The organism is Sporosarcina sp. P29 (assembly GCF_002743265.1).
In the GTDB taxonomy this organism is placed as follows: domain Bacteria; phylum Bacillota; class Bacilli; order Bacillales_A; family Planococcaceae; genus Sporosarcina.
Window position 1 is genome coordinate 160,990 of sequence record NZ_PDYX01000006.1, and the last position, 17,307, is coordinate 178,296.

Below are 17,307 nucleotides of genomic sequence, written 5' to 3' on the forward strand. Positions count from 1 at the left end.
CTTCCAATTACTTCTGTCATTAACTCTACTCTTTTACTTTATTCTACATTAATCTATACGCTTTTATAGTCAAATACTCCTTTCATTTCCCCGCCCCTCCCACAAAATCACCACCCCAACCCGCATAAAACAACAACAATAAGGACATGATGAATAAAACAGAAATGATAAATCAATATATATGCGGACCTACGCAAAATACCAAACAGTAAATGAGGTAGTGTATGGGCTTTTTCAAAAAGAAAGTGAATACTAAAGTACAATCCACTCCCCCTAGCCAAACGAAAGAAAATACTTCGCCTAATGGTCTAAAGACAAGTCTTCAAGACAATATACAATTTGTAAAAGATAGCCTTGGTTCGAGCACGGATATTGTCATTCGTGAAATTCGAATTGGTAAAGGTGGATCGGTAAAAGCAGGGATTTTCTATACTGACGGCTTAAGCGATACACCGTCATTGCAAAATTTCATTATGGAATCGTTGATGTTAGATATAAAAGGGACCCCGTTAGAGAAGAAGTTAACGCCTGAACAAAATCTCTTAACTGCTTTAAAAGATTTTGCCATGACGGTGGGAGAGATTAAAGATCTCACCAACTTTGATGATCTATTTACCTTTCTTTTATCTGGGGATGCTATTTTGTTAATTGATGGATATTCTGAAGGTTTGGTCATTGGAAATAAGCACTGGGTTGAGCGTGGAGTAACGGAACCAACGTCTCAGACAGTAGTTAGAGGACCGCGCGAAGGTTTTTCTGAAAATCTGCGTGTCAATACGGCATTGGTTCGTCGGAAACTGAAAGATCCAAGTCTGTGGATGGAGTCAAAAGTGATTGGGACACGGACGAAAACGAATGTTGCGATTATGTATATCCATGGCGTTGCTGATGACAAAATCGTCGATGAAGTCCGTTTACGTTTGGACCGAATTGATATTGATGGGATTTTGGAAAGCGGTAATATCGAGGGGCTAATTGAAGATTCAACGTACTCCCCTTTCCCTACCGTTTTTAATACCGAACGTCCCGATACAGTCGCTGCAGCACTTCTCGAAGGACGCATAGCCATTTTAGTGGATGGAACTCCTTTTGTACTACTTGTTCCCGCACTATTCGTCCAATTTTTCCAATCTCCTGAAGACTACTATGTGCATACCGGTATTGGAAGTCTAATTCGACTTCTACGCTTCTTTGCATACCTGATTGCTTTGCTTGCTCCCGCGTTATTTATTGCGATTACCACCTTTCATCAAACGATGCTACCACCTGCACTCCTCATTAGCCTGACAGCCCAACGAGAAGGAGTGCCATTTCCGGCATTTATTGAAGCCGTTATAATGGAAATCACGTTTGAAATTTTAAGGGAAGCGGGCGTTAGGATGCCCCGCTCCATCGGTTCAGCCATGTCCATTGTAGGTGCGTTCGTAATTGGTACCGCAGCGGTCGAAGCAGGTATTATTTCAGCCGCGATGGTCATCGTCGTTTCCATAACCGCCATATCAAGTTTTGTTTCGCCTACTTACAACCTTGCGATATCTGCAAGGATACTCCGCTTTGGATTTATGGGGCTAGCTGCTTCGTTTGGTTTATACGGTATCGCCATAGGTTTCGTGGCTCTGATTCTCCATTTATGTAGTTTACGTTCATTTGGTATGCCTTATATGTCACCATTAGCTCCATTTAATGTTTCCGATCAAAAAGATACGTTTATTGTGGCACCTATATGGAAAATGTTTACCCGCCCACGCCTAACCAATCAAACAAATAAGGTTAGACAACAAGATCCAGCCTCGGCTAAACCACAGCCGCCAAAAAATGAGGAATAGGAAAGGGAGTACATTGATGAAAAAGTGCATAGTTACACTCCTGGTTCTCACCCTCTTCTTGTCGGGGTGCTGGGACAGAAGGGAATTAAATGAGCTGGGTATCGCAATGGCAATAGGAATCGATAAAACTGAAAATGAATACGTAATAAGTGCACAAGTGGTCGTACCTTCGGAAGTATCCATGAAGGCAAGTACGGGACGTTCTGCAGTCACTCTCTATACAGCAACCGGGGAGACTGTATATGAAGCCATTCGAAAAATGACAAAGAACGCCCCACGAAAAATGTATCCGGGACATCTACAAATTCTAGTCATCAATGAGGACTTGGCTAAAGAAGGAATAGCCGAATCATTAGAATTGCTATCAAGGGATTGGGAGCTTCGATCAGACTTCTACGTAGTAGTTGCGAAAGATATAACGGCTACTGAAGTATTGAATGTGACTACACCTATAGAAAACATCCCAGCTAATAAAATGTTTAATTCCTTAAAAACATCAGAAAAAAACTGGGCCGGGACAGAAGGCGTTATATTAGATGAGCTAGTAACCAATCTGATAAGTGACGGAAAGGAAGCGGTGTTAACAGGGATTCAAGTATTAGGTAACAAAGAAACAGGAACTAGCAAACAGAATGTGGAATCGATTACTCCATCTACGCGAATTGAATATGATAATTTAGCTGTGTTTAAAGAAGATCAGCTAGTCGGCTGGTTAAATGAAGAAGAAAGCAGAGGCTACTCAGATATCACCAACACCGTTACAAAAACCGTAACCTCTATTACATGTCCTAAAGAAGGAAAAATCATTATAGATATTTTTCGATATCATTCTAAAATTATAGGTTCTATAAATAAAGGTGAACCTGAGGTGGATATCAAAATTGAAGCGGAAGGCAATATAGGGGAGGTTTTATGTTCAATTGATATTACGGAACCTGAAACCATTGACAAGCTAGAGAAAATTTATGAAGAAGAAGTGAAAGAGATTATTCATCAAACGATCGAGTCAGTACAAAAACAATATCAATCAGACATTTTTGGATTTGGTGAAGCTATTCACAGATCCAACCCGAAAGAATGGAACGAGATGAAAGAGCACTGGGATGAAAAGTTTTCCGATTTAACCGTGAATGTTCATATTGATATGAAAATTCGTCGCATCGGTACAGTAAATAATTCCTTCTTAAAAAAGATAAAGGACTAACTCATCATGCTGAATAGTATAGGTATTCTCTTAATAGCAGCTGCCATTATCTGGTTTGAAGTTCCCCCTCTCTTAGATAGAAAGCATAAAAAAGAATTGCTCGCGTTTTCTGTTTTTCTTACGATTGGAGTTGTATTAGGCATGGTGCTTGGATTTGGAAAGTCGATTCCGACACCACTGGACTTACTCACTTTTTTATTCACACTGTTAACTAACCTGATGGCTCCTTTGCTGAAGTAAAGATCTAAGTAGAGGGAAAGGTAGGATATGAAATGATGCAAAATGTTAAAATTAACCCATACCAATTTCTAGTTTTGGTTATTTTCTTTACAATTGGTACAGGGATCTTAATTGTACCGTCAGTATTAGCTACTGAAGCAAAGCAAGATGCTTGGATTGCCGCAATCGTCGGTATTGGCATCGGCTTATTGGTCATATGGCTATTCACAACTATAGCCCTTTGGTTTCCTCATCTCACTTATATCCAAATTAATGAAAAGATATTTGGAAAATGGATAGGTAAAGCTGTTTCCGTACTATTTGTAGCAATGGCTACTCTATACACTGCTAGTTTATTGTATTATTCCTCTACGTTCATCACGACCAATATGATGCCTAACACTCCAATAGTAGCCCTAAATATTCTTATGATGGGGATCGTCGTGATGGGCGTCCGTCTTGGGTTGGAAACAATTGCTCGTTCAGCAGAAATTTTTATTTTCGTATTCTTTGTCCTATTCCTTATTGTAGCGGTGTTTATTTCACCTCAAATCAAGTTTGAAAATTTGCAGCCTGTATTTGAGGCAGGAACCAAAACGATCGTTCAATCCAGCATCTATTTTATTACCTCTTCCTCTGTCAACGCCATTGTGTTATTAATGATCTTCCCGGCCTTGATTAATAAAGTGAAACAAGCGAGAAAGTCCTTTCTAATTGGAAACTTAATAGGTGGAATCTTCATCTTTATTTTTACATTCTTAAGCGTTTCGGTAGTAGGTGCCGATGATACAGCTAGACAGATTTATCCGAGTTATGAATTGGCCAAACGAATTAATGTTGGGGATTTTGTACAGCGCATTGAAGAATTGATGGGTTTCCTTTGGTTTATCGCCCTCTATTTTAAGACGATTCTTTATTTTTATGCTTCTGTTTTAGGCATTGCGCAAATATTAAATTTGAAAGACTACCGCCCTTTAACATTACCGTTAGGCGTGTTGGCCGTTATACTCTCTCTCGTGATCTATCCTAACGTCGTCTATCAAAAAGAAATAGAACAATCGACTGAAATATACTTATCCATAAGTATTGGACTGTTCTTCCCTCTTTTGCTCGCTATCGTGTATGCATTTCGAAAAAATAAATTGAAAAAGGAATCTGAAAGTCCTTAGTGAAACCGCTTAGGTATTGATAGTACATCATATAGTAATCCAGCTCGTCTTCTTACATGAAGATGAGCTGGATTACCATGGCTATGAGGACCAAAACGTACGTATCCTCTACAGCGTATCTCTTAACTACTCCATACCGTCTTCCCACCGCTATACAAACCGCCAGCAGACAAACCCATAATAACTCCACTCAACACCCCACTAGACCAGTCCCCTGGAAAAAATACACACCCCCGCCGGCTATACCAAGCGACACCGATACAACCGGCCACCACTTCTTCGGCAACCCATACCCTTTCAACGCATCCACCAGCCCGACAATCACTGGGATCAACACCATATCCATTATCTCCACACTATCTCTCCTCTCGCATTTATAATGCTCGATGCACCAAGCGCTTCCCTGCTTCTACATGTCCCACATACACCGGAAACTGCACTATGCGCTTTCGATACTCATATAAACTTTCTTCTGTTCCGGATTCCACAAATGTTAATAAGTTTGGCATCAGCCGATCGGCATGTGTAACCTTTACACCGGTTTCATGAAATGTTTCGCTATGTAACCGATAAGCGTCAGCTTCTTTCTTACCAAGATAAAATGCGTACCAATTCGGTTGCTTACTTTCCACCACGAAAAGTTTTATTTCCCCAATACGCAATATGTTCACTTGCATCGATTGCTGGATCGCTTCTTCGTCGAATTCGATTTCTTTAAGTTTTTTGCTATCATCGTCCATGCGGATCTTTTGATTCGTGATCGCCCAGAAGATGCTGTGTGCGGTTAGGGACATATCGGTGTCTACTGCGTAATCAAATAAGTCTTCCACTGTGATCATACGTACACTCTCCTTTTTTTAGGGGTACCAGGTCCACGAAAGATCCAGAATTGTTTTGGAACCTGGTACCGAAGCGCTTTTGTATCACCGAATCGATGCCAGTCGCCCATTGTCTTTATTGTAGTAAACCATGAAGCCACCAACTGGACCGTTGCGATGTTTAGCGACGGTAATTTCAAGATGGTTTTTGAGCTCTGATTCTTGATCGTAGTAATCTTCTCTGTAAAGGAAGCACACGACATCTGCGTCTTGTTCGATATTGCCGGAGTCTCGAAGGTCGCTCATCATCGGTTGCTTATCTTGCCGTTGTTCGACCGCTCTCGAAAGTTGAGATAGCACGACGACAGGACAGTTAAACTCCTTAGCCATCGTTTTTAAATCTGCGCTAATTTGACCGATTGCTTGATTTTGATTATTCGTTGTTTCTTCCGGCCGAATGATCTGCAAGTAATCAATGAAAATAATCGGTCGCTTGTCAGGTTGTGCTTTGATGATTTTCCGGGCAGTGGCTCTTATTTGGCTCACTTTTATTCCGCTTCTGTCGTCAATACGGATCTTAGCGCTTTGCAGATGCTCGAGTGCCGTCATCCACGTATCCTTCTGTGAGTTGTCGAAGTGTTTGTATGGATTGCGCATTTTCAATCGACTGTACCCACCCGCAGCTGATATCAGACGATCGGTCATCGTTTTACGGCTCATTTCGAGAGAAAAGACGATCGGTACATGATCGTTTAATCCGGCAGTTAGCGCGAGATGATTGAGTGTATCCGTCTTCCCCATAGAAGGTCTTGCCGCGATGACAATGAATTCACTGTCTTGGAATCCGTTCAGCAGATAATCCATCGGCTGTAAGCCAGTGCTAATTCCTGTCATGTCCGGTCCTTGGATGAATGGGCGTTCGTACTGACTCACAAGGTATTCATCAAGTAACAATAACTCATCGGACCTATGATCGGTATCTATTTTTTCTAATGCCTTGATAAGGTTATCTGACTCCCATTGTTCATTCTGTGCCGACTCGATGATCCTTGCTGTCTCACGTTTCTTCCACTTAGAAACGATAATTTCTAAATACTCGTCAAAGCGTGCAGGATTGGCAAAGCGACGTAATTCCGATACGTAGTTGGCCCCACCAAGTTCTGCCGGTTCACGTGTCGTTAGCAATGTGATGAAGTCGATTGGACGTCCGTTGTTGGCTAATTCTTTCATGGTCAGATAAATATTTTTGTGCAGCTGTTTCTCAAAGAATGCTGTTTGGATTCCACTGTCGAGTACCAAATAATTTTCCTCCATCATCGTACCCAGAAGACTTTTTTCCATTAGTTCACTATTCATACGTGTTCATCCCCTTTATTGAAATCTAGCACTGGCAGAGCAAGCAAACGTTTTTTCGGCTTCTGCACTACAGCTAGTTCATTGACATAGTTTTCGAAATTCGTTGCGCTAAATAAAGTTGAAGGCCTCAGGAAACGGTTGAATTCAGCGTGATTCATCCACTGTGACACTTTAAGATCGATGACTTTCATGAAGTCCTCTTGCGTATAACCTTCTTTTACTCTGCCAGCAATGAACTTCTTAGTAGCAGCTGAACTGGCTTTGAATTGCTTTTCGGTTTTATCATTCAGATACTGAATCACCATATGCGCGACGTCGAGATTCATCTCGACTTGGTCTTTATTCTTTATTTTTAAAGATTCTTTAAGTTCTTTGGTTATTGGCTTGCCCAAATCCGCCACGTGGACTTGCTTCACTTCGACAGGTGCACATGGCGCTTCTGAGCAAGTGACTTGCTCAAGTTCGAACGTACTTGCAGGCAATTTAGTGTAGTCGATTCGATACCATTTCGTGTTGTCGATCTTCATTCGGTTATGATGATGTGCAGAAATGAGATAGCCCTTTTCTTCAAGATCATAAATAATGCGTCTAATCGTGTTCGTCGACCAGAACGTAAATTCTTTTGTCCAGTCCTCATACGTTTTATAGATCCACTTATGACCTTCTCGAACGTTCTTAGATATGAGCGAGCGGAAATGCACTTGTTGCATAACCAAGGCCCCGTTAATTCCCACTAAGTGCACGAGCGACGGTAGTAGCGGTATCGGCTCTTCATCAATTAATAATTTCATTTGGTTGCTCCCCCTGTAGATCAGTAGTAGATGAGTGCTCACTTTGCACTTCTCATACTCCATATAGAGAGTTTTTTAGAAAAGGATACTCATTTTAAAAAATAATTTTACATACGCTAAAAAAGGAGTGGGAGTATAGCTCTCCAACCCCTGTAAACTCTATGTTTTCACACACACATCGCATAATTAATTTGATAATATTTTGAAGAAGAATCTTGTCTGCCATTCAATATGGCGAGATAACCCATGTTTTCAAGATTGAATAGAATGTCTTCGATCATGGCTGGCGTCCAGAACGGAAACATCTCTTGCCACTCCTTCGCTGTTTTGTAAATCCAGCGATCTTGGTCGTGTTCATGTTTCAAGCTGTAGACATACGCATGGATTTCCTGCAGTGCAATATATTCATGCCAAGCGTTCTTTTCCATTAACAGTGCAGTCGTTTTCAAGTATTGCTTCGTAGCTATTTGGTGCATATCCAATTCCTCCTTAATTTATATTGCTCGCTTCACAGGTTATATAGAGGGATTTCTGCTTATGGATACACTCTAATTGAAACTTACTAGTATTGGGTTGATCTGGATGTCTCATTTCGTACTGTTTTTAATTTTTCAATAGCTCTATTGGATATCTTTGGTATAATTATGTAGAAATATAATAAACAAGTGGTATTCAACCATCGCGTCCATTTACAGAATGATTACGAAAAATAACAGGTGATCAAGGAAAGAGGAGGGGTTTTGTGTTCTGGTTAAGATTTGGGGTAATTATAGTATGTATGTTTGCTGTTAATTCACTACTTAAGGCTATTCTGAGGAAGTTACTTAAAATTGAAAAAGTGAAAAAAGAGTTTTTTTCTTATAACCACATTAATGAATTACATCGAAAAATCGATAAAGGTTTGCGTATATTTTCTACAATTAGCCTGATCACTTTATATACTGTTCTACTTTTTTATTATGAAGACTTAATTTATCTATTTTTCTTTGCTGTCCTGGCTTTTGCGATACTCGAATTTATGATCACAGCATTTTTTGAATGGAAGTATACACTCTATCCAAAACAATCGATTCTAACGTTAACCGAAATGCTAGTCATAATAGCAGCCGTCATCATCGTGGTTCAATTTAACTTACTTGGTCCCTTCTGAACAAAGCACTAAAAGCTCTATTTCAGGATGTCAGGATACAGAAGAACGTAGAAAAATAGGTGTTTTTCTGGAATGTAATGGCAAACTGAATAGTTTTAAATTAAAGTCTACTAGATAGTTGTGTGGAAATAACTTACGAGGTGAAATACATAGTGGATATTGAAGTTTTACGAAATGTAGAACCAGATCAGGATTGGGTAAATTTACATGGAGAGTATGATCAATTTCATGTCTATGGTGATTATGATCTTCATGAAGATTACGTAGAATACACAGCAGCTTTAATGCAAAAAGCCGCTATCACATGCTTTGCTTTCCCCTTTTATATTCATTTTGAGGGGTACGAAGATGAAATCGATTCGATAGTATTACATCAAAGGGACTTCCCCATTTATTATCAAAATTCAGGAAGGACAGTTCTCACTACGTCGGACGGAAAAACTTACCACGCCGAGATTCCATCCTTCACTGTCAAAATAATTAACGAAGATTCATTACAAAAAGCATTTGCAGAGTGGTTCCATCTAGCAATGGAAAATTGCATGTGGATAGTTACACAAAGCAATGATTTATACTATAAAAACCAATTTGCACATATTGATATGGAACAACAATCCATAATTTTGTTAGCTGACCACGATGCCCATAGTGTATCGTTCATCACTAACGATCCATCCTATCGAAAGGAGGATTATTTACGATTGGTATTTGAAGACGTATAAATCAACTTTTAAAAAGCTTTCAATGTGTTCCGTTAATGGAAATAATTGCGTTTATCACGTAAGTTCAGAAGCGTTCGCTCGTTCCTACGCCAAATTTATCAGGCTACGCTCAGATCGACAGGTTTCATACACCTTCCTGTTATCTGGGTGCATTTCTAAGAAGATGAGCAGCATATTCTCTCTCGTCCTAATCACTTTGCTTTCCCGTTAGCACTTTTATTTAATGCATAATAGGCGGTACCTGCTATAAACAATCCTGTACTAAGCCACATCGTAATGCCGTTCCAGTCCCCTTTTGATAATGTAATATTTGCGAGATTGACAAGATGTATGGCTATAAAGAAAAGATATAATCCAGTCGTCGTCTTCATTGCTTTACACCTCCAATACAAGCTTTTTCTAATCTGAACACTATCGCTAAGAAAGTAGCCCTATAATTGATTCGTATTATTACCTCTGCGGCATCGAGTACGTCACAGCGGCACCGGTACATTCTTCTATCCTACTAAATATTTCTTCGAGAACTTCTAGTGCTCTCTCACTAGATTCATATGTACCGATATTTTTATTCCATTGATCCAAAAGACTATTTTCAATAAAACCTACGATATGTTTTCCTTTTACAGAAACATCTCTTACATTCATCAAGCTTTTTTTATTTTGTGCAAGTACCCATAACATATAATCATTCATCCTTCCTTCTCAAACTTCTCGCTTTAATTAGTAACTTCATTATGATTTAACTGTTCGTTTTCTACAACTGCATTGTTTTAATTGGATATGAAGGAACTAATATATTATCAACAAAGACTTTACAGTGGACACTAAAAAACCCACCTAAAGCCACCTTTATACTCTTTGATCCGTTTCCTTTATTCCTAATACGCCCATTTAAAGTCCCTCTAAATGCTACGCCTAAATTTTCATCTTGCAATTCTCCATCTACATACAACTTCTCACCTGAAAACCATCTGTTCTCAACTTGTATTCGATGACCCTCGTATATAGCTTCAAATACCTTCTTCATTCCCTCACCTCTTTATCAGTCTTTTTCCGGTTATAAGAAATGGTTATTCTATGAATACGTCCAATAACTATATTACTTTACTTTTTTCGCCTTGATTTATATACGGATGAATGCCTAATTGGTTTCATTCAATTAAATATATTAGCCTAATTGTGATATTACGACATCACTTGTGTTGCAATCGTACAAGTTAGTCATACTAAAAATAGTGAAAATGAAATACATAATAATATTACAAATGATAGTAAGAAGTACCGGAAATCATAATTTCACTTCATTAGTAACTTAGTGCTATGATGTTACCACTTATTAAAGGTATAGCTATGTTCGTCCTGTCTAATGAAACTAGTAATCGCGGTATTGATTTAATTCACCTCAGTTGATGCAGTTAATTATTTAATAAAAGTATTCGTTTTGTTGAACCTAGGCATCCTCCTAAAGATCTCTTAGCAGCCTTCTATTTCTCTTTGTTGCCAAATCTGCCAGTCTAACTGGTATGGGTAATCGACTCTCACTATTGATTAATTGCTCAGTAATAGTTGTTGCTGTTGGTAAGTCTATATAGTTCCCACATGAAACAAATATCGGTTTTACGCCTTGATGTGTTCGTAAAGCTCTGCCGTAAATCTCTTTATTTATGATTATATCTATATAAGAACCTGCCCTATTTTCAGGCATTTTAAATTCGGCATCAGCTATTTTCAAATAACTTTTTGCGATGCCGATGGTCGGTTTATTCAGAAAGAATGAAGCATGTGTTGCGATCCCCATATGCCTTGGATGCAAATAGCCATTGCCATCAAACATAAAAAGATCTGGCGCGTGTGTAAGCTTTTTGGCCGCTTCAATCACTAGGGCGAGTTCGCGAAATGCCAAATAACCTGGTATATAAGGGACTGCGATAATTCCCATGCTATTTGTTTCTTCAATAACTACCTTTGTAGCATAATCTATAACAATTATGCTACAAACACCCCATTCAATTCCTTCAACCTCCCAGTAGGCTACATCCACACCCGCAATGAACTTGAGATCAGTAATAGTCATTCTGTTGACCCTACTCACTTTTTCTTTTAAACACGTTTGGATTGCATACCACTTCTTATTGTCGACTGTTAGCGGATGAACATTCTGAATGTATATTTTCATTCCTCCTAGATAACTAAATCGCACTTCGGAATTTACTCTTCAATGTCTAACACAATTAATTATCGTTAGTGTACTCGCTGTGCAAACATCAGCAATTCCTTCACCCATGATGACAATATGTTCGTTGACATGCATATATATACTCACCTTATTCTGTTGAATGAAACTGGCTGTCCGCTACTGTCTTTTTCCGTAACATCGACTACTTAAAATAAGCGTAAATATTAAGCTCTACCAGCTCATTCACCGTCTGTACAAATTGATTCTTCTCACATCCTTGAACCGTTTCCCTTCTACTGCACCGCTTGATAACGGAAAGCTACACACACAGCAATACACCGGACGCTGTCAAGTTTTCCAGCTCCCCCTTTCCATTCTATGATAACCCAGTCCTAGGCAGGTTGCCGTCCGTGTTTGGAAGCGTTCAGACGAAGTGAATAGAGTAAATTTCGATATTCACTTTTATACATAGAATCCTTTTTGATGGTCGTATGCCAAGACGAAAATCTCGACAAAAAAAGAAGTATGTATTCCCATTCTAGGAAATTCATACTTCGTTAATTTGTTTTCTATTTTCTCACTATATATCCTTACTAGCGATTCATCGCTATTTTCACCCAGACAACGTATAATGATAAAAGCAGAAGAAGAATTCATTTTTTCTTTAGTTAAAAAAAGAGGTGCAATTACGTGAAAAATTTCGAAACAGCATTACCTGAGCAATATGAAGCATTAAAAAAACAGGCCAATTATACGTCTAGCTGGCGAGAACGTTTGGAAGCAGTGAAAACATTATCGGATTATAAACATGACAAAGTCATAGATTTATTAAATAATCGTATGCAGCATGATACTGTCTACCAAGTTCAATTAGCAGCGTATGAAGCACTTGCCGCATTTGGCGAGGATGTGGAAAAGCCATCACCTCCACGTTTTGATATTATTAAAAACACGGACAAGATCTTCCTGCGGGTCAAAAAGAGCTTGCCGAAAGATCATACTGTGGCTGATTTTGCGGATAAATTAAAGCGTATGCGTGTAGATGTCTTTGATGCGTATGAAGGCGACAAAGGTGTAGAATTTATGAGCTGGTTAGAGGAACGTTGGTCAAAACTCTAATCCGTAATTTTACAATATGTGAAAGTTAGCCATCCTTTCCCCTAGTGGAGGGGATGGCTTTTTTATCTTACGGTACGGTTCTTCGAAACTACTAGTATGATCGAATGAAGTTTCACCGTAGATACTAAAAGAACGACCGATAGTTCTAAACTGTAAATATCCATTTTATAAGAATATTAATTTTCAACCTCTTTTATATACTCCCAGGTTTCACCATTATCATTTGATTGATAAAGTCCACTACTATTACCATTATAATCACCATCTGATCCTTGCCCAACTAACATAGTAAGAACCCCATCTTTTTCAAAGGGCAGACCTGGAAAATCAAAAGGATTAATAGATTGCCCACTATCTAGCTTCATTTCCTGAATGACATAACTTACCTCTTCGAATGATACCCCTCCATCGTTTGTACGATATAACACTCCTTCCGTACCAGAAGGTCTTGCTGCCCTTAAAAATCCAATATCATCAGTAATAAAAGTTATTCCTGCTGCACTACCAACTGTTCCATTGAATGGATCTTGATTTATAACTGCCCAATTTTCACCACCGTCACTGGTCTTTCTCAGTGAATACAAAGTACTTCCTAATGCTTTATCCGTAACATGTAACATATATCCTACTTCTTTTGAGTAATAAAACTGTTCATTGCTATTAGCTATCTCTTGCCGATCAGCTTCAAAACTTTCTTGATTTTGAGTCGTATTTGACTGACTCCAATCTGGATCACCAATTAAAGTATATCTTGCAGGTAGTATCTCTTTCTCTTTTCCAGGGACAAAAATAGATACCGTATAGCCAATTATTTCAGATGTGATTTTTGTAGGAGTCTGCTCCTTACCATTCTCATCGATATGAATAATCCCCTCATTATTGTAGCCCCAATTTCTCTTCCCGTAATACACTACCCCATACTTACCTTCATTCCACATACTAACTGTCTGTTTAACTGGAATAACTTTAACCGTTCTTATTAAAGGCTCCACTAGTTTGTCCTCATCATAATCGGCATGTAGATATCCGTTTAGTCTTATAGTAATAGTAGACGCTTTATCTTGATCATAAGTGATTAAGAAACTTTCCTCCTTCTCATCAGCATTTTTCCCATAAACAAATGTATCGATAGATGTGATGGTTCCATCCGGATTAAATTCAAGATGAAAATCACTTTCCATATATAATTTCTCCGGCAAAGCATATTCTTTATTTATATCTGTAAAAATCCCTTCTACTCCATCCACATATATATTGTTATGTTCAAATTCAACTGAAACTTCATTTTTAAATCTATCAATAAACCAAGCAAGTTCGCCTCCGAAATTGGTTGCGCTTTGATAAATCTTCATTCCATAAAATGATGTTATGACTATGATAATTATAATAGAAACATATTTCCATGCCTTTACATGAATCTTTTTGTTGGGTTGAGGTTCTTTACCTTTCACAATTTTTATTGCAGTAAATGCAATGATAGAAATTAAAAATACTGTAGATACGAATAAAATAGAAACAGTATGATCTATTCTTCCATACATGCAAAGTAAAGCTAATTCATAACAAAAAATCCAATATACAAATATGAATAGTGGATTGGTTAATAATGATAGCAATATCTTTTTCGGATTCCCTCTAAATATGTAAACCACTCCTAATCAAAATTCGTAAACACTACTTATTTTAAATATGCTTATCGTGAAATTTCAGTCTACTATACTATTGATTGAAGCAGGCGAAATCGTGATTGAATCATCGGCCTCAATTGAAGCGTAATTATTAATTATTCTTTATTTCCTCTAAGAGAGAGATGATCTTATCATTATGCTCAATCACTGTTTGATTCTGCTTTCTTATTTTTGCAAAGTGGAACAAAGATACGATCAAAACAACTAATACAAAAATCACTAACACTTTACTCCCTCGTATCATACACCGCTTTAACGAAAATATTTACAAAGAATACGTAAACGTCAATTTGGCGCGTTCGGTGCGCAACAGTTGTTCAGTTAACGCGCCCTATTGTTTAAGTGTGCCGCAATGTCGCGTTGAACGTCTTGTTATTCTTTTCCACTAAACTCTAAAACATTTAAACCCTCGGAGGCTTCTGGTGCTTCAAAAAAGTTAGTAACATGAGTAAACACCGCTTCCGTATCAAAATCTGCTCTTTCGGGTTGTTCTTTACGCCTTTGTGCAATTTGACGTAAGCATTGCTCGTTAGTTAGATTAAGGAAAATTAGTTGATGATTTGCATTGACATCTAACACCATATCCAAAAACCATTCACGCTGCTTTTGAGTGTTAGCTGGGAAATCCATCACTACATCTGTACCGACACTTAATATATTTTGGACATGCTTTCTCACCAATGGCTTGATCTGTGCTGAAAATTTTAGATAGTCCTCAAATGATTCGATTTGATTGGGATAAAAAGATGAAAGCCATTCATCCTCAGATAATAGTACGGCATGTTTATCTGATGCCATTTGTTTTGATTTAGTTGATTTTCCTGCACCCATTTTCCCACAGAAAAAATATAGCGTCCCCAATTGTTTCATATTTTTTCAACCTCCAAGTTTATCTTAGTAATTGTTGCTCTATCTTGTAAAACATGTTTTTTAACAAAATGGCCCGATTGCTTAATACAGAACATTTATCCAACCACCATCATCTAGAAAGTCATCTCTCGTAAATAAACGATTAGAAATCAATTGTCGGTAAGATGTGATGGTTCCATCATGAGAAACAATATAGACGTTTCCCTTTGATTGTTGTTTACACCACCCAAGAAATCGCTCACCAAGAACTTCGAATTCCCGATCAGGCATAGTATTTATACCATTGGTCCATAATTCGGTGGACAAATGTTCATCCAAGGCAAAGATGGGGAATTCGTTTCTAATGTCTTCTATCTCCATAATTTCGTCACACGGAAGCGTCAGCCCCTCCGTTTTTTGAGGAAACATCCTAGGTGATACCCTTGGATCTATAATTTTTCTACACTGTGTATCGTTACTCCAAATAAGAGCTGTTTGTAGCGTTCTCCTCGTTGGACTTATAATAATAAAATCGTTTTTTGACAAAGGGAACTGACGCCTTAATAATTTGGCTTGTCCTATGCCTTTCTGTGTTAAGGATGGATTTTTGATACGTAAGCTATCTGGGGGATTCAGTGTATGAATTCCCTGACCATGCCTTATAAATGTTAGATTCAAGTCTCCCACCAACCTTTATTTACACTCAGCTCTTATTCCATGTAAGCCCCCATTTGCTTAGCATTAGTTAATTTATTCGCTTGGCATATAGCCAACTACTTCATTTGTATTCGAATCAACGAGGATTAATGGTGTCCCAGTTACAGCATTATCTACATCTTCAAATGAAACTTCCAGCAATTCTTTTCCATCATATGTTTGATCTAATAATACGTATTTACTATCAGCATTTACTTTTTCCACTTTAGCACTTTCGAAATCATCTTTCGCTCGGTCTTGCCAACCTTTTTCATTTAAAAATTCCCATGCTGCAGCTTTAACATCTTCATGGCTATCTACTTCACTTGCATTTTCTATAACTAGTTTCTTTGAACAACCCGCAATAAGTATTATTGAAAAAACTGTCAATACTAAGTAAACGAATTTAACTTTCATTCCAGCTTCACCTCCTTGACAGGTAGACGGCATATTGCTAAGTAACTTATATGATTTGGCCCGTTAACAGCCTAAACATTGTTTAGCAATCGCCCCCTGTTAGCAAGGTTACATTCCAACCAATCCATACATAATTAAAAATAATGTACCCCCTCCGCAGAGTGACGCAAGAACAGTATAAATCATAAAATTATGCCTATCCTCTGAGATTGCACGAACCGCAAAGATAGAGAAAAAGGTCATAAAGAATCCAAGCAATGAATATATGAAAAGCATTTCAGTTCCTCTTTTCTAATGGATTTCAAGCAATAAAATGGCCCAGTTTGAGGCACTAAGCTTATGCAGTTAATTAACACCGAATAATTCAATACGGTTTATTTATCTCTATTCATTTGAAAGGCTGTTATGATGCCCGAGAACATCAACAAACCTCCTCCGAAGTGCATTATTTTATTACCTGTGTCGCCCAAACTATTAATCGTCAACGAAAGCATAAAACCCCCAATTGCCACCGTGAAAATTATTAACATCTTTTTCCACATGGTAAATCAACCCCTAATATTTACGTCATTTTGCTACAAAATGGCCCGGTTGAAGAAAAGGTAATACTTTACATAACATAAACTAATCACTTCTCTTTTTGTACTCATGAAGTTTACTTGCCCAATCTACAAACGTAGACACTAACGTAACTCCAATAGTTAAGATTGTATTCTCAAGCCATTGAATTTCTGAAGTAGAAAACCACTTTCAGAGCGTTATCAACAAAAAAATATTAAGGCGAACTTAAAGCTTTTTTCACCAAACGACCACCTCATAATGACTCCGCTATTTTAAATTCCAACAAATGGACCGATTGTTGAAATCTAGTGTATCTTAATCTACCTCTATTCTTTATATTATTCCAGATGATAATACCATAAAAAGTAAGTGTGTTTTTTCTGATCTTTTCTCTTTTCTTAAAACTTATTAAGTAGCGGCCAATTGTACAATCAAGTTAGCCACCTAAATTCAAACAAAAAAATGCCACTATAAAATTCGTGTATCATTGAAGTTGCGAGACTAACAATGAGAGGAAGTTTTATAGTGGCACAACTTGAGAGTACC

At 38.0% G+C, this 17,307-nt stretch carries 19 protein-coding genes; 7 read left to right on the top strand and 12 right to left on the bottom strand.

The window, feature by feature from the left end; all coding sequences use genetic code 11:
* The first annotated feature begins 224 nt into the window (after positions 1-224).
* Genes CSV68_RS07705 through CSV68_RS07720 form a run of 4 tightly spaced genes read left to right on the top strand, consistent with a single transcriptional unit; the run spans position 225 to position 4,418 of the window.
* Complete coding sequence (locus CSV68_RS07705) at positions 225-1,826, top strand: spore germination protein (protein WP_099661835.1); 1,602 nt, start codon at positions 225-227, stop codon at positions 1,824-1,826.
* Positions 1,827-1,842: 16 nt separating this feature from the next.
* Positions 1,843-3,030 (top strand): Ger(x)C family spore germination protein, encoded by a 1,188-nt coding sequence (locus CSV68_RS07710; RefSeq protein WP_099661836.1) that lies wholly within the window; start codon positions 1,843-1,845, stop codon positions 3,028-3,030.
* A 6-nt stretch (positions 3,031-3,036) separates the two neighbouring features.
* Complete coding sequence (locus CSV68_RS07715) at positions 3,037-3,270, top strand: hypothetical protein (protein WP_099633338.1); 234 nt, start codon at positions 3,037-3,039, stop codon at positions 3,268-3,270.
* 35 nt (positions 3,271-3,305) lie between these two features.
* A complete protein-coding gene (locus CSV68_RS07720; RefSeq protein WP_233192883.1) occupies positions 3,306-4,418 on the top strand; it encodes a GerAB/ArcD/ProY family transporter in 1,113 nt (370 codons plus the stop codon).
* A gap of 374 nt (positions 4,419-4,792) precedes the next feature.
* Here CSV68_RS07720 and CSV68_RS07730 read toward each other — a convergent pair whose 3' ends face one another.
* The 4 genes from CSV68_RS07730 to CSV68_RS07745 all read right to left on the bottom strand — a co-directional run bounded on the left by CSV68_RS07730 (position 4,793) and on the right by CSV68_RS07745 (position 7,859).
* A complete protein-coding gene (locus CSV68_RS07730) occupies positions 4,793-5,257 on the bottom strand; it encodes a hypothetical protein (RefSeq protein ID WP_099633336.1) in 465 nt (154 codons plus the stop codon).
* An 84-nt stretch (positions 5,258-5,341) separates the two neighbouring features.
* The gene (locus tag CSV68_RS07735; RefSeq protein ID WP_099633335.1) at positions 5,342-6,592 is read right to left on the bottom strand and encodes a replicative DNA helicase; all 1,251 of its coding nucleotides are present in this window, start codon (positions 6,590-6,592) and stop codon (positions 5,342-5,344) included.
* Entirely contained in the window at positions 6,589-7,383 is a 795-nt protein-coding gene (locus CSV68_RS07740) for a conserved phage C-terminal domain-containing protein (RefSeq protein WP_158232993.1), read from the bottom strand. The genes CSV68_RS07735 and CSV68_RS07740 overlap by 4 nt, the downstream gene beginning before the upstream one ends.
* Before the next feature lie 167 nt (positions 7,384-7,550).
* Positions 7,551-7,859: a hypothetical protein gene (locus CSV68_RS07745; RefSeq protein ID WP_099661839.1), complete on the bottom strand. Its 309-nt coding sequence runs from the start codon at positions 7,857-7,859 to the stop codon at positions 7,551-7,553.
* A gap of 302 nt (positions 7,860-8,161) precedes the next feature.
* Between CSV68_RS07745 and CSV68_RS07750 the strand changes: the two genes are divergently transcribed.
* A complete protein-coding gene (locus tag CSV68_RS07750; RefSeq protein WP_233192884.1) occupies positions 8,162-8,533 on the top strand; it encodes a DUF4181 domain-containing protein in 372 nt (123 codons plus the stop codon).
* A gap of 152 nt (positions 8,534-8,685) precedes the next feature.
* Positions 8,686-9,255, top strand: a complete 570-nt coding sequence (locus CSV68_RS07755; protein WP_099661841.1) for a hypothetical protein — start codon at positions 8,686-8,688, stop codon at positions 9,253-9,255.
* A gap of 191 nt (positions 9,256-9,446) precedes the next feature.
* Here the strand turns inward: CSV68_RS07755 and CSV68_RS07760 are convergent, their stop codons facing one another.
* The 4 genes from CSV68_RS07760 to CSV68_RS07775 form a co-directional block, all read right to left on the bottom strand.
* Positions 9,447-9,626: a hypothetical protein gene (locus CSV68_RS07760; RefSeq protein ID WP_099661842.1), complete on the bottom strand. Its 180-nt coding sequence runs from the start codon at positions 9,624-9,626 to the stop codon at positions 9,447-9,449.
* A 79-nt stretch (positions 9,627-9,705) separates the two neighbouring features.
* Positions 9,706-9,936, bottom strand: a complete 231-nt coding sequence (locus CSV68_RS07765; protein WP_099661843.1) for a hypothetical protein — start codon at positions 9,934-9,936, stop codon at positions 9,706-9,708.
* 73 nt (positions 9,937-10,009) lie between these two features.
* Positions 10,010-10,282: a hypothetical protein gene (locus CSV68_RS07770; RefSeq protein WP_099633328.1), complete on the bottom strand. Its 273-nt coding sequence runs from the start codon at positions 10,280-10,282 to the stop codon at positions 10,010-10,012.
* Between the two features lie 435 nt (positions 10,283-10,717).
* Positions 10,718-11,431, bottom strand: coding sequence for an endonuclease V (locus tag CSV68_RS07775; RefSeq protein ID WP_099661844.1), 714 nt, complete (start codon positions 11,429-11,431; stop codon positions 10,718-10,720).
* 690 nt (positions 11,432-12,121) lie between these two features.
* Here CSV68_RS07775 and CSV68_RS07780 point away from each other — a divergent pair.
* Positions 12,122-12,550, top strand: a complete 429-nt coding sequence (locus tag CSV68_RS07780) for a HEAT repeat domain-containing protein (RefSeq protein ID WP_099661845.1) — start codon at positions 12,122-12,124, stop codon at positions 12,548-12,550.
* Positions 12,551-12,726: 176 nt separating this feature from the next.
* On the opposite strand, the gene CSV68_RS07785 is transcribed toward CSV68_RS07780, so the two are convergent.
* From CSV68_RS07785 to CSV68_RS07800, 4 genes are all read right to left on the bottom strand, one after another.
* Entirely contained in the window at positions 12,727-14,202 is a 1,476-nt protein-coding gene (locus CSV68_RS07785; protein WP_099661846.1) for a WD40/YVTN/BNR-like repeat-containing protein, read from the bottom strand.
* Between the two features lie 408 nt (positions 14,203-14,610).
* Positions 14,611-15,108, bottom strand: a complete 498-nt coding sequence (locus CSV68_RS07790; protein ID WP_099661847.1) for a P-loop nucleotide/nucleoside kinase family protein — start codon at positions 15,106-15,108, stop codon at positions 14,611-14,613.
* An 81-nt stretch (positions 15,109-15,189) separates the two neighbouring features.
* Positions 15,190-15,765 (bottom strand): histidine phosphatase family protein, encoded by a 576-nt coding sequence (locus CSV68_RS07795; RefSeq protein ID WP_099661855.1) that lies wholly within the window; start codon positions 15,763-15,765, stop codon positions 15,190-15,192.
* Between the two features lie 72 nt (positions 15,766-15,837).
* Positions 15,838-16,200, bottom strand: a complete 363-nt coding sequence (locus tag CSV68_RS07800; protein WP_099661848.1) for a hypothetical protein — start codon at positions 16,198-16,200, stop codon at positions 15,838-15,840.
* Positions 16,201-17,307: the final 1,107 nt, after the last annotated feature.

What these genes read in the sequence shown, in the direction of transcription:
- CSV68_RS07705 (WP_099661835.1), top strand. Translation starts at nt 225, where the DNA reads ATGGGCTTTTTCAAAAAGAAAGTGAATACTAAAGTACAATCCACTCCC.
- CSV68_RS07710 (WP_099661836.1), top strand. Translation starts at nt 1,843, where the DNA reads ATGAAAAAGTGCATAGTTACACTCCTGGTTCTCACCCTCTTCTTGTCG.
- CSV68_RS07715 (WP_099633338.1), top strand. Translation starts at nt 3,037, where the DNA reads ATGCTGAATAGTATAGGTATTCTCTTAATAGCAGCTGCCATTATCTGG.
- CSV68_RS07720 (WP_233192883.1), top strand. Translation starts at nt 3,306, where the DNA reads ATGCAAAATGTTAAAATTAACCCATACCAATTTCTAGTTTTGGTTATT.
- CSV68_RS07730 (WP_099633336.1), bottom strand. Translation starts at nt 5,257, where the DNA reads ATGATCACAGTGGAAGACTTATTTGATTACGCAGTAGACACCGATATG.
- CSV68_RS07735 (WP_099633335.1), bottom strand. Translation starts at nt 6,592, where the DNA reads ATGAATAGTGAACTAATGGAAAAAAGTCTTCTGGGTACGATGATGGAG.
- CSV68_RS07740 (WP_158232993.1), bottom strand. Translation starts at nt 7,383, where the DNA reads ATGAAATTATTAATTGATGAAGAGCCGATACCGCTACTACCGTCGCTC.
- CSV68_RS07745 (WP_099661839.1), bottom strand. Translation starts at nt 7,859, where the DNA reads ATGCACCAAATAGCTACGAAGCAATACTTGAAAACGACTGCACTGTTA.
- CSV68_RS07750 (WP_233192884.1), top strand. Translation starts at nt 8,162, where the DNA reads ATGTTTGCTGTTAATTCACTACTTAAGGCTATTCTGAGGAAGTTACTT.
- CSV68_RS07760 (WP_099661842.1), bottom strand. Translation starts at nt 9,626, where the DNA reads ATGAAGACGACGACTGGATTATATCTTTTCTTTATAGCCATACATCTT.
- CSV68_RS07765 (WP_099661843.1), bottom strand. Translation starts at nt 9,936, where the DNA reads ATGTTATGGGTACTTGCACAAAATAAAAAAAGCTTGATGAATGTAAGA.
- CSV68_RS07770 (WP_099633328.1), bottom strand. Translation starts at nt 10,282, where the DNA reads ATGAAGAAGGTATTTGAAGCTATATACGAGGGTCATCGAATACAAGTT.
- CSV68_RS07775 (WP_099661844.1), bottom strand. Translation starts at nt 11,431, where the DNA reads ATGAAAATATACATTCAGAATGTTCATCCGCTAACAGTCGACAATAAG.
- CSV68_RS07790 (WP_099661847.1), bottom strand. Translation starts at nt 15,108, where the DNA reads ATGAAACAATTGGGGACGCTATATTTTTTCTGTGGGAAAATGGGTGCA.
- CSV68_RS07800 (WP_099661848.1), bottom strand. Translation starts at nt 16,200, where the DNA reads ATGAAAGTTAAATTCGTTTACTTAGTATTGACAGTTTTTTCAATAATA.